The following is a 19,201-nucleotide window of genomic DNA, read 5'->3' on the forward strand; positions in this document are numbered from 1 at the left end:
ACGCGATGACTGATCCGAAACCGTCCGTGCCGAACGACCGCGAGGCAACTGCAGCGCAAGGCGCAACCAGCGAGTCCGCACAGGGTTGCCCATTCGGCCATGGCGCAAGTGCAGGCGGCGACACGAACGCGCATTCCACCGCCCCTGACGAAGCCACCGGCTGGCACGACGCCCAGCTCGATTTCTCGCAATCGATGAGCTATGGCGACTATCTGTCGCTGGGCTCGATCCTGTCCGCACAGAAGCCGTTGTCGCCCGATCACAACGAGATGCTGTTCATCATCCAGCATCAGACGAGCGAGCTATGGATGAAGCTCGCGCTCTACGAATTGCGCGCCGCGCTCGGCGCCGTGCATCGCGACGAACTGCCACCCGCGTTCAAGATGCTTGCGCGCATCTCGCGCATTCTCGAACAGCTCGTACAGGCATGGAGTGTGATTGCGACGATGACGCCGTCGGAATACACGGCGATGCGGCCTTACCTTGGCGCTTCGTCGGGCTTCCAGTCGTACCAGTACCGGCAGATTGAATTCCTGCTTGGCAACAAGAACGAGCACATGCTCAAACCTCACGCGCATCAGCCAGCAGTGCTCGCCGAAGTGCGCGCGACGCTCGAAGCGCCATCGCTCTACGACGAAGTGGTTTTCCTGCTTGCGCGCAAGGGCTTTGCGATTGCGCCGGCGCGTCTCGCGCGCGACTGGACCCAGCCGACCGTCCACGACGAATCCGTCGAAGCGGCATGGCTCGAGGTGTACCGCAATCCGTCGCAACACTGGGAACTGTACGAGATGGCCGAAGAACTCGTCGATCTCGAAGACGCGTTCCGGCAGTGGCGGTTCCGTCACGTCACCACTGTGGAGCGGATCATCGGCTTCAAGCAGGGAACCGGCGGCACGAGCGGCGCGCCGTATCTGCGCAAGATGCTCGATGTCGTGCTGTTCCCCGAGCTGTGGCATGTGCGGACGGTGCTGTAGTTCGTCCGCACGCGACCGCATCTGCGAACGGGTGACACTTACCGCGCGGTATACCCCCCATCGATCGGCAACGCGATGCCCGAGATCATCGATGCCGCGTCGCTCAGCAGAAACAGGATGGGCTGCACGACTTCCGCTGGTTCCGCGAAGCGGCCCAACGGAATCCCGCGTAACGCCTGTTCGCGCTTCACCGGTTCGCTCCATGCGGCGACAGCCATCGGCGTCAACGTCACCGTCGGGTTCACGCTGTTGACGCGAATGCCGTGCGGGCCGAGTTCGATGCACAGCACGCGTGTGATCGCATCCATCGCCGCCTTCGACGCGCAATAGCTCAGATGATTGTCGAGCGCGACGAGCGACGCCTGGCTCGACACGTTGACGATGCTCCCTTTGCGTTGCGCCGCGATCATTCCGCGCGCGACATGTCGCGCAACGAGCGCCGCCCCGCGCGCGTTGACAGCCATCACACCGTCGAAGCTCGCCGCGGTCGTATCGATCGCGCTCTCGAGCAGCGCGACGCCCGCGCAGTTCACGAGCCCGTCGAACGCCGCGCATGACGCAAATGCCGCGTCGATCGCAGCCGCATCGCCGACATCGAGCACGAGCGGCTCGCAACCTGTTTCGTGCGCGAGGCGAGCCAGTTCGTCCGCATTGCGCGCGGCGGCAACAACACGCGCGCCGCTGGCGCATAGCATCTCGACGGTCGTGCGACCGATGCCGCTCGATGCGCCCGTCACGAGAATCGAACGGCCGGAGAAATCGAATTGTGCGTTCATGTCGGTTGCAACCTGTGCATCAGGGGTTTCAACGCCGGATAGAGATCCGCATAGACGCCGAAGCGCTGCTCGTACAGCTTCTGTCGTTCCGCATCGGGCCGCGCCCGCTCGACAAGCGTAATCCAGCCCCGCTGTGCGGCGTCCCGATCGATCAGCCCCGCACCAAGTGCAGCGAGCAGCGCAGCGCCCATCGCAGCCTCGACGTCCTGTTCGATCGTCAGCACCGGATAGCCGGTAACGTCCGCAATGATCTGCATCCACAGATCCGAGTGCGCAGCACCGCCGACCACGATCAACCGTTCATCGAGCGATTGCGCGCCGCGTTGTCCAGCGACGATGTTGTGCTTCAGCGCGAACGACACACCTTCCAGCACCGCGCGATACAGATGCGCCCGCGTATGAAAAAGACTCAACCCGATAAACGCGCCACTCGCCTTCGCGTCCCACACGGGGCTGCGCTCGCCCATCAGATACGGCAGGAACAACACGCCGTCGGCGCCAGCCGGAATCTGCTGCGCCGCCTGTTCAAGCAGAACGTGTGGATCGCCATTCGGCGTGTCGCGCGCGGCCTCGATTTCGGCGTGGCAAAACTGCTCGCGAAACCACGCCACCGACGCACCGGCAGTAATCGCGCCGCCGAACACATATAGATCCTGCTGCCCGTTGAACACGTGCGGCATGCTGATCAAACCATGCCGAGCATCGACGCTTTGGTTGATGTACCCCCAGCACATGCTGGTGCCGATCATCGCAACATGCTGGCCCGCGCGCGTCGCGCCAGCCGCAAACGTCGCGATTGCTGCATCGACGCCACCCGCGACAATCGGCGTCCCCGCTTCGAGCCCGAGCTGCTCGCCCCACTGCGACAGCAGGCCACCGACAACCTCCGACGATTCGACAAGCCGCTCCGGCATCATCGTCGCGGGAATGCCGAGCATGTCGAGCGCTTCGTCGGACCAGTCGCGCGCGGTAACGTCGTACACGCCGCCGATGTTGCCTGCCGAGCTGTGATCGACCGCGACTTCGCCGGTGAGCAGATAGATCACGTAAGCGTTAGGCGGCAGAAAGTAGCGTGTCTTTGCCCACACGTCCGGTTGGTGTTCGCGCAGCCACAGCATTTTCGTGTAGCCGTAGTAGCTGTCGACGCCGTTACCGGTGATCGCCTGCAGCCGTTCGACGTCGATGTGGCTGCGTACCCATTCCACCTGCTCGGTCGCACGTCGGTCCATCCAGATCAGGCACGGATGCAACGGCCGCATATCGCCATCGACCGGAATGCCCGAGCCGCCATACAGGCTGCTCACACAGACGGCGTTGATCGATGCTGGCGCAATGCCTTCGGCACGCGCTTTCTCGACGCAGCGCGCGATGCACTCCGTCACTGCCTTGAACCACACTGCCGGCTTCTGCTCGGCCCATAACGGCCGCGGCGTGTCCGGCTGATAACTGCTCGCATGCTGCGCGACGATCGTGCCGTGCCGGTCGACGAGCAGCGCTTTCGTGCTTTGCGTGCCGATGTCGACGCCGATGACGTATTCCATAGAGTCTCCGTGTATGCGCCTCGCGCGCTCGCTTATCTGCCAGGCGCCAGCTTAGCGGCCAGGCTTCAGCAGCACCTTGATCGAATCGAGCGAGTTCGCGGTCTTGATCGCTTCATCCCATTCTTCGAGCGAGAAGCCGTGCGTGACGATGCCCTTCGAGGTAACAAGGCCGCGCGCAAGCAGGTCGATGGCGATCGGGTAGCAATAAGGCCCGAGGTGCGCGCCGCGCACGTCGAGTTCCTTGCGGTCGCCAATCACCGACCAGTCCATTGTAGTCTCGCTGCCGAACACCGAAAACTCGACGAAGCGCCCGAGCTTGCGGATCAGATCCATGCCTTGCGTGACGCCGGCAGGCACGCCGGTGGTCTCGATGTAGACGTCGCAGCCGTAACCCTGCGTTAGCGATTGCACGATCGCGAGTGCGTCGTCGGACTTCGGATTGATCGTGATGTCGGCGCCGTATTCGCGCGCAAGTGCAAGTCGTTCTTCGACAAGATCGATTACAACGAGCTTCTTCGGTGTTTTTAGATGTGCGACCTGGGTCATCATCAACCCGAGCGGGCCTGCCCCGGCGATCACCACCACATCGTCGAGCTGGATCTCACCGCGATTGACCGTATGAATTGCGCACGCGAGCGGCTCGATGATCGCGGCGTCTTCGAGCGAGATGCCGTCGGGAATCTTGTGCACGATGGCTGTCGGCGGGATGCGCATGTACTCGGCCATGCCGCCGTCCGCGACTTCGCGCTGGAAGCCGAAGATGTTGTGCACTTCGCACATCCAGTACTGTCCCGAGCGGCAGTAGCGGCATTTGCCGCACGGCACGATCTGCTCGGCGATCACACGGTCGCCGACCTGTACATCGAAATGCTCGGCTGCACCCTCGCCGAGTTCTTCGACGTAGCCGAAGAACTCGTGGCCCGGAATGACCGGGGCTTTCACCCACGGGCTCGGGCCGCCCCAGAACATCTTCGCGCCGGAGTGGCATTTGCAGTCGCTCGCGCAGATGCCGCATGCCGCGATGCTAATGACGAGTTCGTGAGCGCGGGCGCGTGGGCGCGTCACCTGCTCGACGCGATAGTCCTTCGGGGCATGACAGACAATCGCTGTCATCTGTTGCGTCGGGTCTTGAGTGCTCATTGCATGGCCTTACTTCAAGAGAGGGGGAAAGAAACGGTCATTTCCTGCGGTCGCGGCTGATGTAGATCGCGAGCAGGATGATTCCGCCCTTGATCACGTTCTGCACATACGGGTTCACGCCGATCATGTTCAGCCCGTTGTTCAGCACACCGAGCAGCAATGCGCCAACCAGTGTGCCGACGATCGAACCGCGGCCGCCGGAGATCGATGTGCCGCCCATCACGACAGCTGCGATTGCGTCGAGTTCGAAGCCGACACCGGCGTTCGGCTGACCGCTCATCAGGCGGCCGGTCAGCACGATCGCGGCGAATGCCGATGTGAGGCCCGCGATCGAGTACACGAGCAGCTTCACGCGACCGACACGCACCCCCGAAAGCCGGGTTGCCTGTTCGTTGCCGCCGATCGCATAGACATAGCGGCCGAACGGCGTCCGTTCGAGCAGTAGCCATGCAAGTGCATAGATGACGAGCATGATCAGCACCGGCGCCTGGATGCCGAACACCTTGCCGTTGCCGAAGAAACTGATCCAGTCGGGTAACCCGTCGATCGGATAACCGCCCGTATAGATCAGTGCGAGACCGCGTGCGATACCCATCGTCGCGAGCGTGACGATGATCGGCGGCATGCCAGCGAACGCGACGAAGAAACCGTTCGCGACGCCAAAGCCAAGACCGACCGCGATACCGACTGCAAGCGCGGCCACCGCGTTCATGCCGGCCACCATCAACCCCGCGGCGAGCGTGCCTGACAGCGCCATCACCGAGCCGACCGACAGATCGATGCCGCCCGTCAGAATCACACACGTCATGCCGACCGCGATGATCGCGTTGATCGACACCTGACGCAGCACGTTCTCGAGGTTCGCCGTCGACAGAAAACTGTCGCTCGCGAACACCATCACGATGCACACGACGATAAGACCGATGAGTGGATAGAACAGCGTCGAGCGTTTCAACGCGGCCCAGCTCGAACTGATTGACGCGGCGGCGAGCGCCGACGATGTGTCCGTGGTGTCGGGTGAAGAAGAAGGATTAGGCGTGTTCATGAGTTGCTCCACGGGTTCCAGCAGTCGCGTAAGTCATCACGGCGTTCGAATCGATTGCGTCGCCTTCGAGCATCGCTTCGATGCGCCCCTGGCGAAACACGGCGACGCGATCGCACATGCCGACGATCTCCGGCAGTTCCGACGAAATCATGATGATCGAGTAGCCGCGAGCGGTGAGTTCGCGCATCAGCAGGTAGATCTCCGTTTTCGCGCCGACGTCGATGCCGCGCGTCGGTTCGTCGAAGATCAGGATGTTCGTGTGATGGTTGAGCCAGCGTGCGATCACCACCTTCTGCTGATTACCGCCCGAGAGCGTCGCCACCTGCGTATGCATCGTCGGGGCTTTGACGCCGACACGCTTCATGATGTCGGCAGTGGCACGCATCTCGTGGCGCCCGTCGATAAAGAAACGGGCGGTGCGATACTTGCCGAAGTTGTTGATCGAGATATTCTGCTTGATCGAGAAATCGACGATCAGCCCTTCGGTCTTGCGACTCTCGGGCAGCATGCCGACACCCGCGCGCAGCGCATCGGCCGGGTCCGACAGTTTCGCGGCAACGCCGCGAATGCGGACATCCTTCACGTGCGCCCGGTCCGCGCCGATCACGGCGAGCGCGGTCTCGGTGCGGCCCGATCCCACCAGTCCCGCGAAACCGAGAATCTCGCCTTCGCGCAACGCGAAGCGATTCACCGGACCGTCTTTGTGCAACTGCAACGCGTTGACTTCGAGCACCGTAGGCGCGTCGGCGCGCAGCACCGGCTTCGGCGGAAAGCTGCTTTCGATGCGTCGTCCCACCATCATCTCCACCAGATGCCCGACATCGGTGTCGGCAACGTCGGTCGTGCCGACATACTGGCCGTCGCGCAGCACCGTGATGCGATCGCAGACCTCGAAAATCTCTTCGAGGTGATGCGAGATGAAAATCATCGCGACGCCTTGCTGTTTCAGTTCACGCATGATCGCGAACAGATGTTCCGCTTCGGCCGGCGTGAGCGTCGCGGTCGGCTCGTCGAGAATCAGGATGCGTGCGTCGAGCGACAGCGCCTTGGCGATCTCGACGAACTGCTGCTGAGCAACCGATAGTTCGCGGATCGACACCGTCAGGTCGATCGCGACACCGAGTCGCGCGAAGATCGCGGCCGCGGAACGACGCATCGCCGCGCGCTCAAGCAGTCCCAACCGGTTGCGCCGCTCGCGGCCGAGAAGCATGTTCTCCACCGCGTTCAGATACGGAATCAGGCTGAACTCCTGAAATACGATGCCGACGCCGGCTGCGACCGCATCGTGATAATTCGCGAACCGACGCTGCTCGCCGTCGATCACGATGGTGCCTTCGTCCGGCGCGTAGATGCCGCACAGGATCTTCATCAGCGTCGACTTGCCTGCGCCGTTTTCGCCGAGCAGCGCGTGAATCTCGCCGCGTGCGATCTCGAGATGAATATCCTGCAGCGCTTTCACGCCGGGGAAGCCCTTCGTGATGTGTGCGAGCTGAAGAACAGTATTCGTGTCCATCTTCACTCCCCTTCGATGCCGCGCGCGATACTGCTTGCGCGCGGCGTATACCTCACCAGCTGAAACCCTTCGCGTTGTCCTTGTCGATCAGTTTCACGTCGACGGGGATCGCCTTCGGCACATTGGCGCCCCACTTCTTCGCGAGCGCGATACCGATGGCGATGCGCACCTGGTCGCGCGGAAACTGCGCGGACGTTTCGATGAATTTTGAATTTGGCTTCTGGATCGCAGTGATCGCTTCTGGCGCGCCGTCGACGCTCGTGAGCTTGATGTCCTTGCCCGACGATTCGATCGCGGACAGCGCCCCCATCGAGCCACCGTCGTTCACACTGAACACGCCTTTCACGTTCGGATGCGCCTGGATCATGTTCTCGGTGACAGTCAGCGCGGTGGCACGCTCCTGCTTGCCGTTCTGCGTGTCGACGATTTTCACGTTGGGGAATTTCGCGAGCGCCGCCTTGCAACCACGTACGCGTTCGAGAATCGGCACAACCGGAATGCCATCGAGTATCGCCACTTCGCCGCTGCCGCCGATCGCCTTCGCGAGGTACTCGCACGACATCTGCCCCGCATCGAAATTCTTCGAGCCGACGAACGAATCGACAGGTCCGTTCGCGTTTGCATCGACGGCGACGACCACAACGCCTGCCTTCTTCGCCGCCGTTACCGCCGACTGGATGCCGGTCGAATCGGTCGGATTCACGAGCAGGATGTCGATCTTCTTCTGCAACATGTCCTCGACGTCGCTCACCTGTTTGCTCACGTCGTGATGCGCATCGGTGACGACGACCGTCGCGCCGATCGTCGCGGCGGCTTCGTTGAGCGCCTGCTGCATCGTCACGAAGTACGGGTTGTTCAGCTCCTGGAAGGTCATGCCGATTTTCAGCGGTGCGGCCTGCGCTGCGGGCATCGCGGCAAGCGACAGGACGAATGCGGCAAGCGCAAGCGCCGTGCGTACTTGCACTTGCCGCGTGTTCCGCGGGGCGAATGTCGAGGTGGTCTGCGTCATGGTTGTCTCCATTGTTGATGTGGGCACTGAGGTAAACACTGAGCGTGAGCCCGTCCCTCGCGCTGATGGCAGCACGATGAGCTTTGAAACAGTTAGCGATGCGCGTGATGCGCGGGAGGTTCGCGATGCGCTCCAGTCAGCCGCAGGTCGGGCCAACGGGAACGCACCGCGTCAGGTTGGCGGCCAGGCCGACGGCGCAACGAGCGCGCGACCGGGCGGGTGTCCTGCCGGCGCTGTGGCCGGCACGATCGCAGGTGCACCGTCGATGCCAGCACCACGTGCAGCCGCATCTTCCGACGCGACACGGCTGGCATCGTTCAGTTGCTGATAGCGGCGGAACTGCGTCGGCGCCATTCCTTTTGCGGCAAGAAACTGCCGGTTGAAATTCGACAGGTTGTTAAAACCCGCCTTGAAACAGATGTCGGTGACGCTCAGTTCGTAATCCATCAGCAACTGGCACGCGAGATTGATGCGCATGCGGTTCACGTACTGCACGAACGGCAACCCGGTATGACGACGGAAGTAACGCGAGAAAGCGCTGACACTCTGACCGGCAAGCTGCGCGAGATCGCCCTCGCGCAACTCGCCCGACAGATTCTTGCCGATGTACGACAGCGCGTGATTGATGCGCGTCGAGGCGAAGCTCGATGGATCGACCTGATAGGCGGGACTCGCGAGCAGTTCGCGGTCCGATGCGTCGAGCAGACACTCGAGCATCGACATGAACAACACGATACGACGCAGACCGCGAGCTTCGAGCAGTTCCATGAAGAGCGGCTGGATCGCGGCGCTGGTGTGCGGACCAAACGATACGCCACGCTGTGCATCCGCGAGGAGCGTCTCGAGCGAGCGCCACTCCGGAAAACTCTCCACACAGCGCGCGACAAAATCCTGGCCGAACTGCACGACGAGATTGCGTTGCGCGATGGTTTCGCCGGGCGGCACGTCGCTCACCCAGTTGTGCGGCAGGTTCGGCCCCATCAGCACGAGATTGCCGGGCACGAAGCTACCGATATGGTCGCCGACAAATATCTTGCCGGACGTCGCGACGATCAGATGGATTTCGAATTCCGGATGAAAGTGCCAGCGCACCGTGCGGTACGGATAACCGTGCGACCACACCTTGAACGATTCGTCGCGGCGTACGGCCACGAGTTCGAGATCGGGCTGCGTGCTGCCCTCGGAGCGACGGACGCTTTTCATACGACGCACCGCTGCGCACAGCGTGCGCATGCGCGACGCGGGCAGACAGATCCGCACACAGCGGAATGCGGGCCTGGCGTTGCGATCGAATGGCTCATCTCGTCTTCCTCCATGAAGCGACGCTGACAGCGTGTGTCCGGGTGGGTGTTGCACCGGCTCGCTGCGCGTCGTCCGTTTCCAGCCTGTATAGCGAAAGTTAGTCGCCGGACGCGTTCGACACTACTGAAAACAACGCTCCGGACCAATACTTTTTTGCATTCGGGTTAATCCTGGCCTCATCGATGTCAAATTTTGTGCAACGCAGCAGCTTTCTTCACCCCGGTCGGCCAGTCGCAGTGCGATTCGGACAAATCCAGCTGAAAAGCCCGTCACGCCGCACTGCGCCAACGAAACCAGCACGCTCCATCTTGACTTTCAATAGCGCGAATACGATCATTCGTTCATATACGGAGCAAATGCTCAACATTCCGCATCGACTTTCGCATCGACCTCAACGACCCCATTAAAAGCGCACGCGCAGGCTGTGCGCCGAAGACAAGACTCTGGAGACGCACATGAACAGCGTGCAAGGCAGCGGCGCGACCGCAAACGTGATCCTGCATATCGGCGTGGGATCGTTTCACCGCGCCCATCAGGCCTGGTACCTTCATCGTCTGAATGCCACCCGGCAGGATGGCGAGCCGCACTGGTCGCTGGCGGTTGGCAACATCCGCGACGACATGCGCGCGGCACTCGACGCACTGGCAGCCCAGCATGGCGTCTACACGCTCGAAACCGTCACGCCGCATGGCGAGCGCGCCTACGAAACGATCCGCTCGATCGAGCGCGTGCTGCCGTGGTCCGCGAATCTCGATGCACTGGTTGAAGCCGGTTCGGATCCTGCCTGCAAGATCGTGTCGTTTACCGTGACCGAAGGCGGCTATTACCTCGACGAGCATCATCGGCTCGATACCGCGAACCCCGATCTCGCCGCGGATCTCGCCGGCGCACGCACGACGATCTACGGCGCGCTTGCGGCGATTCTCGAAGCGCGCATGCAGCGCAACGCGGGCCCGGTCACGCTGCAGAGCAGCGACAACCTGCGCAGCAACGGCGAGCGTTTTCATGCGGGGATGAGCGAGTTTCTCGAGCGGCGCGGTGCGACTGCGCTGCGGCAATGGTTCGATGCGCACACCACAAGCCCGAACTCGATGGTCGATCGCATCACGCCCCGCCCCACCGACGACGTACGCGAACGCGTCCGTGCCGCGACCGGTTTCGACGACACCTGCCCGGTGATGGGCGAATCGTTTATCCAGTGGGTCATCGAAGATCGCTTCTGTGCGGGCCGTCCCGCATGGGAGCGGGTCGGTGCCGAACTCGTCGAGTCGGTGCTGCCTTACGAGGAAGCCAAGATTCGCATTCTCAACGCGACCCATAGCTGCATCGCGTGGGCCGGTACGCTCGTGGGGCTCAGTTACATTCACGAAGGCACGCTCGACGCGGATATCCGTCAGTTCGCTTACGACTACGTCACGCAGGACGTGATTCCGTGCCTCACGCCAAGCCCGCTCGACCTCGCGCGCTACCGCGACGTGGTGCTCGATCGCTTCAGCAATCCCTACATTCAGGACACCAACCAGCGCGTTGCCGCGGATGGCTTCTCGAAGATCCCCGGCTTCATCGCACCGACGCTTGCCGAATGTTTCGCGCGCGGCGCCGAGCCGGCCGCGACGGCCGTGCTGCCGGCGCTGTTCTTCCGCTTTCTCGATCGCTGGCAGCGCGGCGCGTTGCCTTATGCGTATCAGGACGGAGTAATGGACGAACGCGTTGCACGCGGTTTCTTCGCCGGCGACGACCCGCTGCACGCGTTTTGCGCGGACCGTCTGCTGTGGGGCAGCATGGCTGGAACTGCCGCGCTGGAAGCCGTCGTGCGCGCCGCGCTCAAACGCGTCGACGAATGGATTGCGGTACGCGGCACGCATATCTGACCTGCACACCACCTGTACGATCCGCTCGCCGCACGCATGCGTTGCGGCGCATCCAGGTCTCATGCCGATAGCGCCATGGGGCAGGTGCGGCTAAAGTAGTGCGTCCCCAACGATGATCCTTCCGCGCCCATGTATCTCGGCATCGACCTCGGCACGTCCGAAGTAAAAGTTCTGCTGCTCGCGTCCGACGGCAAGGTGATCGGCACCGCCGGTTCTCCGTTCACAGTCTCACGGCCACATCAGCGCTGGTCCGAACAGAATCCCGCCGACTGGTGGAGCGGCACGCGCACCGCGCTGTCCGCGTTGCACGAGCGCTATCCCGACGAGTTCGCCCAGGTGCGCGGCATCGGCCTGTCCGGCCAGATGCACGGCGCGGTACTGCTCGATGCCGAAGACCGCGTATTGCGCCCGGCCATCCTGTGGAACGACATGCGCAGCGTCGACGAATGCGCGCAGCTCACGGCGCGCGCACCGGACCTGCATCGCATCGCCGGCAATCTCGCGATGCCCGGCTTCACCGCACCGAAGCTGCTATGGGTCGCACGGCACGAACCGGAGATCTTCCGGCGCACGACCTGCGTGCTGCTGCCGAAGGACTATCTGCGGCTGATGCTGACGGGTGGCAAGGTATCCGATCCATCCGATGCCGCGGGCACGATGTGGCTCGATGTCGCGAAGCGCGACTGGTCCGACGAGCTGCTCGCGGCCTGCGACATGCGCCGCTCGCAGATGCCGGCGCTGGCCGAAGGCAGCGCGCCGTCGGGCACGCTGCGCGCCGAGCTCGCGCGCGAACTGGGCCTGCCCGCGGGCGTCGTGGTCGCGGCCGGTGGGGGCGACAACGCGACGAGCGCAGTCGGCATCGGCGCCACCCAGCCCGGCGATGGCTTTGTCTCGCTCGGCACATCAGGTGTGCTGTGCGTGGTCGGCGACCGGTTCCTGCCCAATCCGGCCTCTGCGGTGCACGCGTACTGCCACGCCATTCCGGATCGCTGGCAACAGATGAGCGTCGTGTTGTCGGCAGCGAGTTGCCTGCGCTGGGTCTGCAAGCTCACGTCCACCGACGAACCCACGCTGCTCGGCGAAATCGCTGCGCTCGCACCGGACGCGCTGACCACCGCTCCGCTGTTCCTGCCGTATCTGTCGGGCGAACGTACACCGCATAACGACCCCTACGCGCAAGGCGTGTTCTTCGGCATGACGCACGCAACCGACCGCGCGCTGCTCGGCTACGCGGTTATCGAAGGTGTCACGCTCGCACTGACCGAAGGTCTCGATGCACTGCGCGCAGCGGGCACCGAGGTGAACGCGCTCTCGCTGCTCGGTGGCGGTGCTCGCAGCGATTACTGGGCGCAACTGCTCGCCGATGCACTCGGCACGCATACCCGCAAGCACGGCGGCGGTGAAACCGGTGCCGCGCTCGGGGCGGCACGGCTCGGCTGGCTCGCAGCGGGTGGTAACCCCGCCGAAGTGCTGACCAAGCCACCGGTCGAAAGCGAGTTCACGCCCGACATGCAACGGCATGCGACGCTGCGTGAGCGGCTCGACGGCTTCCGCGCGCTGTACCGGCACGTGCGGCCGCTTTTCGACCCATCGCGCGAACGGCTCGCGTAGCAGTTTCCCGCGGGCCGCATATGCTCCGCGGTGGTCCCGCATTGCGACACGCACAGCCGGCACGAAGCACGCCGGCTGCCATCCCAGGCGCACAGCACGCGCAAGACAGACGGAATCCATCGTGCCCAAGTCCAGCGAAAAACTCGATCTTGCAACCCGCGCGGCGTGGCTCTATTACGTCGCCGGCAACACGCAGAACGAGATTGCCGAAAAGCTCCAGGTGTCACGCCCCGTTGCACAACGACTCGTCGCGTTCGCGGTCGAGAAGAACCTGATCCGTGTACGCGTCGATCACCAGATCGCCGACTGCCTCACGCTCGCCGACCAGTTGTCGAAGCGCTACGGGCTCGCGATGTGCGAGATCGTGCCGATCGACGGCGACACCCATGAGGAAGTCGATCGCAAGCTCGCCGTAGCCGGCGCGCAGGTGATGGAGCGCTACCTCACCGAAGAGCGACCGATGGTCATCGCCTTGAGCAGCGGCCGGACCCTGAAAGCCGCCGTCGATCAGATCACGCAGCTGGAGCGGCCGCAGCACCGGCTCGTATCGATGGTCGGTGCGATCGCTCAGGACGGCTCGTCGAACCGCTATGACGTCGCGTTGCACATCTCGGAGAAGACCGGCGGCAAGCATTTTCTGCTGCCCGCACCGCTGATCGCCGACAACGAAGCCGAACGCGCGCAGTGGTGCAACCACCGGCTCTACCGGATCGTGCAGTCGCTGTCGGCGGAAGCGGATGTGGCGTTCGTCGGCATCGGCGACATCGGACCGAACTGCCCGCTCTATGAAGACGGCTTTCTGACCGTCGACGAAGTGCGCGAACTGATGCGGCTCGGCGCGATCGCCGAAATGCTCGGCCTGCCGATCGACGCCAACGGTGCGCGCATCGAATCGCCGACTGGCCGGCGCGTGACCAGCATCCGCCTCGATTCGCCGCCTAAGCGGCCGACTATCGGCATCGCCGGTGGCACGCGCAAACGGCATGCGGTGATTGCTACGCTGAAGGGTGGCTGGCTGTCGGGTCTCGTCACCGATGAGCTATGTGCGCGCGCGGCGCTTGAGGCATGACAGTGACGATGACGGCGACAGTGCGGTAATGCCGGCGCCGTAAACGAAAAAAAACGCCGCACACAGGGCAACCCTGCGTGCGGCGTTTTTCGTGGAGTGACGCGCCTCGGTCGCTCAGGCCGCAAGCACCTCGACGATCTTCCGTTCGAACGCGATGCCCGCACTGTCGAACAGATGGCAATGCTGAGGCGTGGCGCCCAGCTTCTGCATCTCGCCTCTCGTGTGCCGGTCGAGCGGTGGGATCCGCGCAATGAGACCGTCCGGCGCCACGCCGCATTCCGAGTACAGGTAAGCGGCGTCACCGAGCGATTCGATCGCCATCGTGCGCGCCGACACACCGTATTCCGCTTCGCCGACATGTAGATGCTCGGGCCGGATACCAACCGTCACCTTGTCGCCTTCCTTCGCGTTGCCGGGCACGACGGCGACACGCTGCGTCTCGCCGGTTTCGTAGCGCACCACGACGCCGTCGTGCGACACCGACTGCACCACGCCTTCCATGAAATTCATCTTCGGCGAACCGATAAAGCCCGCGACAAAGCGGTTGGCCGGCGCATGATAAAGCCGCGTCGGACTACCGACCTGCTCGACATTCCCCGCCGACAGCACGACGATCTTGTCGGCCAGCGTCATCGCTTCGACCTGGTCGTGCGTCACGTAGATCATCGTCGTCTTCAATTCGTCGTGCAGACGCGCGAACTCGAGACGCATCTTCACGCGCAGCGCCGCATCGAGATTCGACAACGGCTCGTCGAACAGAAACACCTTCGGCTTGCGCGTAATAGCGCGGCCGATCGCCACGCGCTGACGCTGCCCGCCCGACAGTTGCTTCGGCTTGCGGTCGAGCAGATGGTCGATGTGCAGAATCTTCGCGGCGTTGCGTACGGCCGCATCGATCTCGGGCTTCTTCGTACCCGCTAGCTTCAGGCCGAACGCCATGTTGTCGTACAGCGTCATGTGCGGATAAAGCGCATACGACTGGAACACCATCGCGATGCCGCGCTTCGCGGGCGGCACGTCGTTCATACGCGTTCCGTCGATGTTCAGGTCGCCGCCGCTGATATCTTCGAGGCCGGCGATCATCCGCATCAGCGTCGATTTCCCGCAGCCGCTAGGACCGACGAAGACGACGAACTCGCCGTCCGCGATGTCGAGATTGATGTCGCGCATCACTTCGTTGTCGTCGTAGCGCTTGCTGATACCGCGCAGAGTCAGGCTTGCCATGATGTGTCTCCGTTGTCGACCCGGGTTAGCGCTTGAGCGCCGGCCCGGGTCACATGTAGAACTGTGTTGCCAGTACTATCCATTTCAATGCGAACCGACGGTCACGCGCTGCACCCAGCTTGCCGTAAGCGCCGGCAAGAGCTGCATGTCGTCGAATACGTGCTGCGCGCCCGCAGCACGCAATGCGTCGATCTGCGCCGCACTCGCGTGCCCGCCACCGATAAACCCGAGGACCGTCATGCCCGCCGCGCTTGCCGCCGTCGTGCCGGTAACGCTGTCCTCGACTGCGAGACAGTTCTCCGGTGTCGTGCCGAGGCCGCGTGCCGCCGCGAGATAAACGTCGGGAGCGGGCTTCGGCTGCGCGACCGTGTCGGCGCAAAACACACGCTCGCCGAAGAACCGCGCAAGACCGGTGCGTGCCAGCACGTTCTCGACATACGACCGGTAGCTGTTGCTCGCGCAGGCTTTCGTCAGGTCGATCTGCGACAGCGCTTCTTCGATGCCCGCTACCGTCGGTGCCTGCATCGCCGCTGCTTCCACCGCGCTGCGAATCGCTTCGACGTCGGCGGCGGCGAGCGTCTTGCCGAGTTGCGCCGCCGTGCCTTCGAGTACGCGTTCGATGCGCAAGCCGAGCATCGGCAGCAGCACCGGTTCGACGTCGGCATCGGGCCAGCGCGCTTCGAGCTCGCGCACCAGCATCGCCGCGGCAACCGCTTCGCTGTCGACCAGCACGCCGTCGCAATCGCAAATCAACGCGAGGCTCGACGCTGTCACGACGTGGCTCATTATTTGACCGCCCCGAACGTGAGACCGCGCACCAGTTGCTTCTGCGACAACCAGCCGACGATCAGGATCGGTGCGACCGCCAGCAGCGATGCCGCCGACAGCTTCGCCCAGAACAATCCCTCAGGGCTCGAATACGAAGCGATGAAGACCGTGAGCGGTGCTGCATTCGAACTCGACAGGTTGATGCTCCAGAATGCTTCGTTCCACGACAGGATGACGAGCAGCAGTCCGGTCGATGCAAGACCGGGCAACGCCATCGGCATCAGCAGATAGACGATCTCCTGCCACGTCGCGGCACCGTCGATACGACCCGCTTCGAGAATGTCCTTCGGGATTTCATTGAAGTACGTGAAGGCCATCCAGACGGCGATCGGCAGATTGATCAGCGTGTAGACGATTACGAGCCCCCACACCGTGTCGAGCAGGCCCGCGTTCTTCCACAGCAGATAGATCGGCACCAGCACGCCGACCGACGGCATCATCTTCGTGGACAGCATCCACAGCAGAACCTTCTGCGTGCGCCGGGTCGGAAAGAACGCCATCGCATACGCGGCCGGTACGGCGAGAATCAGGCACAGAAGCGTGACGCCGACCGAGATCAGCACCGAATTCCACGCGAACGAGAAGTAGTTGCTGCGTGCAAACACCTCGCGGAAGCTGTCGAGCGTCGGGGTGAAGAACAGCGACGACGAGTACGCCTGTTGCTCGGTCTTGAACGCCGTGATCGTCATCCAGAAGATCGGGAAGAACAGCAACAACGAGATCAGCCACGCAAGGATGCCAGGGATGCTGCGCCGTACGATCGCGAACGGTGAAGCGGAACGCGGCTTTGACGGCGTCGACGTGGTCGATGCTGGAGTAGCGGCAAGCTGGCTCATTTTTCGTACTCCCCTTTCAGGTTCTTCGACAGCATGCGCACGAGGAAGAACGACACGACGTTTGCCAGCACCACAGCCAGTATCCCGCCCGCGGACGCGAGGCCCACGTCGAACTGCTGCAACCCGAGCGAGTAGATCAGGTACGACAGGTTGGTCGTCGCGGTGCCTGGACCGCCGCCTGTCGTCGTGTAGATCTCGGCGAAGATCGACAGCAGGAAAATTGTTTCCATCATCACGACCACGGCGATCGCGCGCTTCAAGTGCGGCAGCGTGATGAAGAAGAACATCGCGAACGGACCCGCGCCGTCGATGCGCGCCGCTTCCTTCTGTTCCTGGTCAAGCGACTGGATTGCCGTGAACAGGATCAGGAACGCGAACGGCAGCCACTGCCACGCGACGATGATGATCACCGCGGTGAGCGGATACGTGGCGAACCAGTCGATCGGCGTCAGCCCGAGCGCACGCATGCCGTCGGCGACGAGGCCGTACACAGGATGCAGGATCATGTTCTTCCAGATCAGCGCGCTCACCGTCGGCATCACGAAGAACGGCGCGATAGCCAGCAGCCGTGCGATGCCCTGACCGTAGAACTTGCGATCGAACAGCACCGACATCAGGATGCCACCCACTACCGTGATGACGAGCACCGCGACGATCAGTTCGAGCGTGTGCACGATCGACGGAATGAACGAGGGATCGGTGGCGAGGTAATGGTAGTTGTCGAGACCGGCAAAACCTTTCTCGTCGGGGTTCAGCAGGTTATAGCGCGTGAACGAATACCAGATCGTCATCGCGAGCGGAATCGCCATCCACAGCACCAGCGCTGCGACGGACGGCGTGACCAGCCAGCGGGCGGAAGACGCCTTTTGCGACGTGCGTTCAGGTTCGGTTTTGGGGCGGACTTGCATGAGAGGAAGGTGTAGATGACGCATGATCGTGACCACCTTTTGGTAATGCGCGAGCCGGCGGCAGACGTCGGCCCGCTGTGCTGCCTGGCCATGACGCTGACCAGACCCTGGCTGGCTCACGCCAGCCAGGGGACTTACGCTACCGCGAGGTCGTGCGGGGCGGCGTTGCTTCGCGCTTTACTCCTGCGTTACTTCTGATAGCCGGCCTGACGGACCGCGCGGTTCGCGGTCGCATTGCCTGCTTCGAGCGCCTGATCGACTGTCATCTGACCAGCGAGCGCGCCAGCGATGCTCTGGCCAACCACCGTGCCGAACGACTGGAACTCCGGAATACCGACGAACTGCACGCCGGTGTACGGAACCGGTTTTGCAGTCGGATGCTCCGGATCAGCCGTTTCGATTGCCTTCAGCACGAAATCGGAGAACGGTGCAGCCTGCTTGTATTCCGGGCGCGCGTAGGTGGACAGACGCGTACCCGATGGCACCGACGCCCAGCCTTCGTCCTTGCCGACCATCTCGACGTACTGCTTCGACGTTGCCCACGTGATGAACTTCTTCGCTGCGTCCTGTGCCTTCGACGACTTCGGAATCGCGAGCGCCCACGTCCACAGCCAGTGCGAACCGTTCGGCGTGACAGCCGTCGGTGCAGCGGCAAAACCAATCTTGTCCGCAACCTGCGACTGCTGCTTGTTGTACAGCATACCCGCGGCCACCGTCGCGTCGATCCACATCGCGCACTTGCCCGACGACATCAGCGTCAGGTTTTCGTTAAAGCCGTTCGAACTCGCTCCCGGGGGGCCGTTCTTCTTCAGCAGATCGACGTAGAAACCGACCGCCTTCTTCCACTCCGGCGTCGTGAGCTGCGCCTGCCACTTTTCATCGAACCAGCGGCCGCCAAACGTGTTCACCACCGTCGTCACATAGGCCATGTTTTCACCCCAACCGGCCTTGCCGCGCAGGCAGATGCCGTAGGTGCCGTTGGCCTTGTCGGTGAGCTTGTCGGCGAACTGCGCGATCTGGTCATAGGTGGGCTGATCGGGCATCTTCAGGCCCTTCGCCGCGAACAGATCCTTGCGGTAGTAGGTCATCGAGCTTTCGACGTAGAACGGCAGCCCATACAACTGACCGTTCACCGACAGGCCGTCGCGTGCGGTCTTCACAACGTCGTTCAGATCGTAATCGGCGGGCAAGCCGGTGAGCGGCGACAGCCAGCCGCGCTTGCCCCACTGTGGCGTTTCGTATGCACCGATCATCACGACGTCGAACTGGCCGCTGTTGGTGGTGATGTCGGTTGTTGCGCGTTGGCGCAGCACGTTCTCTTCGAGGATCACCCAGTTCAGCTTGATGTCGGGGTTGGCTTTCTCGAAGGCCGGCGAAAGCTTTTTCAGCTCGATCATGTCGGGGTTGTTCAACATCGCGATCGTCACGGTCGCGGCCGATGCGCCCAGTGCCGCGCACGCCAGTGCGCCGGCGGTAATCGCCTTGAGCGCAAATCGGTGAGTTCGTTGCATTGCGTGTCTCCTTTATCGTTTAGTAACTGGCTGCGTTGCTGCG

The 19,201-nt window shown here is 62.9% G+C and carries 16 protein-coding genes; 4 read left to right on the plus strand and 12 right to left on the minus strand.

Annotated features, from left to right (window positions below; all coding sequences use genetic code 11):
- Positions 1–5 precede the first annotated feature (5 nt).
- A complete protein-coding gene (gene kynA, locus M0D65_RS06825) occupies positions 6–974 on the plus strand; it encodes a tryptophan 2,3-dioxygenase (RefSeq protein WP_266251975.1) in 969 nt (322 codons plus the stop codon).
- A gap of 38 nt (positions 975–1,012) precedes the next feature.
- Here kynA and M0D65_RS06830 read toward each other — a convergent pair whose 3' ends face one another.
- The 7 genes from M0D65_RS06830 to M0D65_RS06860 all read right to left on the minus strand — a co-directional run bounded on the left by M0D65_RS06830 (position 1,013) and on the right by M0D65_RS06860 (position 9,201).
- The gene (locus M0D65_RS06830; RefSeq protein ID WP_266251976.1) at positions 1,013–1,750 is read right to left on the minus strand and encodes an SDR family oxidoreductase; all 738 of its coding nucleotides are present in this window, start codon (positions 1,748–1,750) and stop codon (positions 1,013–1,015) included.
- Positions 1,747–3,291 carry an FGGY-family carbohydrate kinase gene (locus M0D65_RS06835; RefSeq protein WP_266251977.1) on the minus strand — a complete coding sequence of 515 codons (1,545 nt, stop codon included), beginning with the start codon at positions 3,289–3,291 and terminating at the stop codon, positions 1,747–1,749. Before M0D65_RS06835 ends, M0D65_RS06830 begins: the two co-directional genes overlap by 4 nt.
- A 51-nt stretch (positions 3,292–3,342) precedes the next feature.
- Positions 3,343–4,431, minus strand: coding sequence for an alcohol dehydrogenase catalytic domain-containing protein (locus M0D65_RS06840; protein WP_266251978.1), 1,089 nt, complete (start codon positions 4,429–4,431; stop codon positions 3,343–3,345).
- Between the two features lie 37 nt (positions 4,432–4,468).
- Positions 4,469–5,476: an ABC transporter permease gene (locus tag M0D65_RS06845; RefSeq protein WP_266251979.1), complete on the minus strand. Its 1,008-nt coding sequence runs from the start codon at positions 5,474–5,476 to the stop codon at positions 4,469–4,471.
- Complete coding sequence (locus tag M0D65_RS06850; protein WP_266251980.1) at positions 5,463–6,989, minus strand: sugar ABC transporter ATP-binding protein; 1,527 nt, start codon at positions 6,987–6,989, stop codon at positions 5,463–5,465. The genes M0D65_RS06845 and M0D65_RS06850 overlap by 14 nt, the downstream gene beginning before the upstream one ends.
- 52 nt (positions 6,990–7,041) lie before the next feature.
- The gene (locus tag M0D65_RS06855; protein ID WP_266251981.1) at positions 7,042–7,998 is read right to left on the minus strand and encodes a substrate-binding domain-containing protein; all 957 of its coding nucleotides are present in this window, start codon (positions 7,996–7,998) and stop codon (positions 7,042–7,044) included.
- Positions 7,999–8,169: 171 nt separating this feature from the next.
- Positions 8,170–9,201, minus strand: coding sequence for an AraC family transcriptional regulator (locus tag M0D65_RS06860; RefSeq protein WP_266251982.1), 1,032 nt, complete (start codon positions 9,199–9,201; stop codon positions 8,170–8,172).
- Positions 9,202–9,755: 554 nt separating this feature from the next.
- Here M0D65_RS06860 and dalD point away from each other — a divergent pair.
- The 3 genes from dalD to M0D65_RS06875 all read left to right on the plus strand — a co-directional run bounded on the left by dalD (position 9,756) and on the right by M0D65_RS06875 (position 13,851).
- Positions 9,756–11,171 (plus strand): D-arabinitol 4-dehydrogenase, encoded by a 1,416-nt coding sequence (gene dalD / locus M0D65_RS06865; RefSeq protein WP_266251983.1) that lies wholly within the window; start codon positions 9,756–9,758, stop codon positions 11,169–11,171.
- A gap of 129 nt (positions 11,172–11,300) precedes the next feature.
- A complete protein-coding gene (gene xylB, locus M0D65_RS06870) occupies positions 11,301–12,782 on the plus strand; it encodes a xylulokinase (RefSeq protein WP_266251984.1) in 1,482 nt (493 codons plus the stop codon).
- 121 nt (positions 12,783–12,903) lie between these two features.
- Entirely contained in the window at positions 12,904–13,851 is a 948-nt protein-coding gene (locus tag M0D65_RS06875; RefSeq protein WP_091011169.1) for a sugar-binding transcriptional regulator, read from the plus strand.
- A 114-nt stretch (positions 13,852–13,965) separates the two neighbouring features.
- Here M0D65_RS06875 and M0D65_RS06880 read toward each other — a convergent pair whose 3' ends face one another.
- The 5 genes from M0D65_RS06880 to M0D65_RS06900 form a co-directional block, all read right to left on the minus strand.
- Positions 13,966–15,075 carry an ABC transporter ATP-binding protein gene (locus tag M0D65_RS06880; protein ID WP_091011168.1) on the minus strand — a complete coding sequence of 370 codons (1,110 nt, stop codon included), beginning with the start codon at positions 15,073–15,075 and terminating at the stop codon, positions 13,966–13,968.
- Between the two features lie 84 nt (positions 15,076–15,159).
- On the minus strand, positions 15,160–15,861 hold the full coding sequence (locus M0D65_RS06885; RefSeq protein WP_266251985.1) for an HAD family phosphatase: 702 nt from the start codon (positions 15,859–15,861) through the stop codon (positions 15,160–15,162).
- Positions 15,861–16,739 (minus strand): carbohydrate ABC transporter permease, encoded by an 879-nt coding sequence (locus M0D65_RS06890; RefSeq protein WP_091011166.1) that lies wholly within the window; start codon positions 16,737–16,739, stop codon positions 15,861–15,863. The genes M0D65_RS06885 and M0D65_RS06890 overlap by 1 nt, the downstream gene beginning before the upstream one ends.
- Entirely contained in the window at positions 16,736–17,647 is a 912-nt protein-coding gene (locus M0D65_RS06895; RefSeq protein WP_266251986.1) for a carbohydrate ABC transporter permease, read from the minus strand. The genes M0D65_RS06890 and M0D65_RS06895 overlap by 4 nt, the downstream gene beginning before the upstream one ends.
- 188 nt (positions 17,648–17,835) lie before the next feature.
- Positions 17,836–19,158 (minus strand): sugar ABC transporter substrate-binding protein, encoded by a 1,323-nt coding sequence (locus M0D65_RS06900; RefSeq protein ID WP_091011164.1) that lies wholly within the window; start codon positions 19,156–19,158, stop codon positions 17,836–17,838.
- Between the last annotated feature and the right edge of the window lie 43 nt (positions 19,159–19,201).

This window comes from Paraburkholderia sp. CHISQ3, assembly GCF_030464945.1.
Classification (GTDB): domain Bacteria; phylum Pseudomonadota; class Gammaproteobacteria; order Burkholderiales; family Burkholderiaceae; genus Paraburkholderia; species Paraburkholderia megapolitana.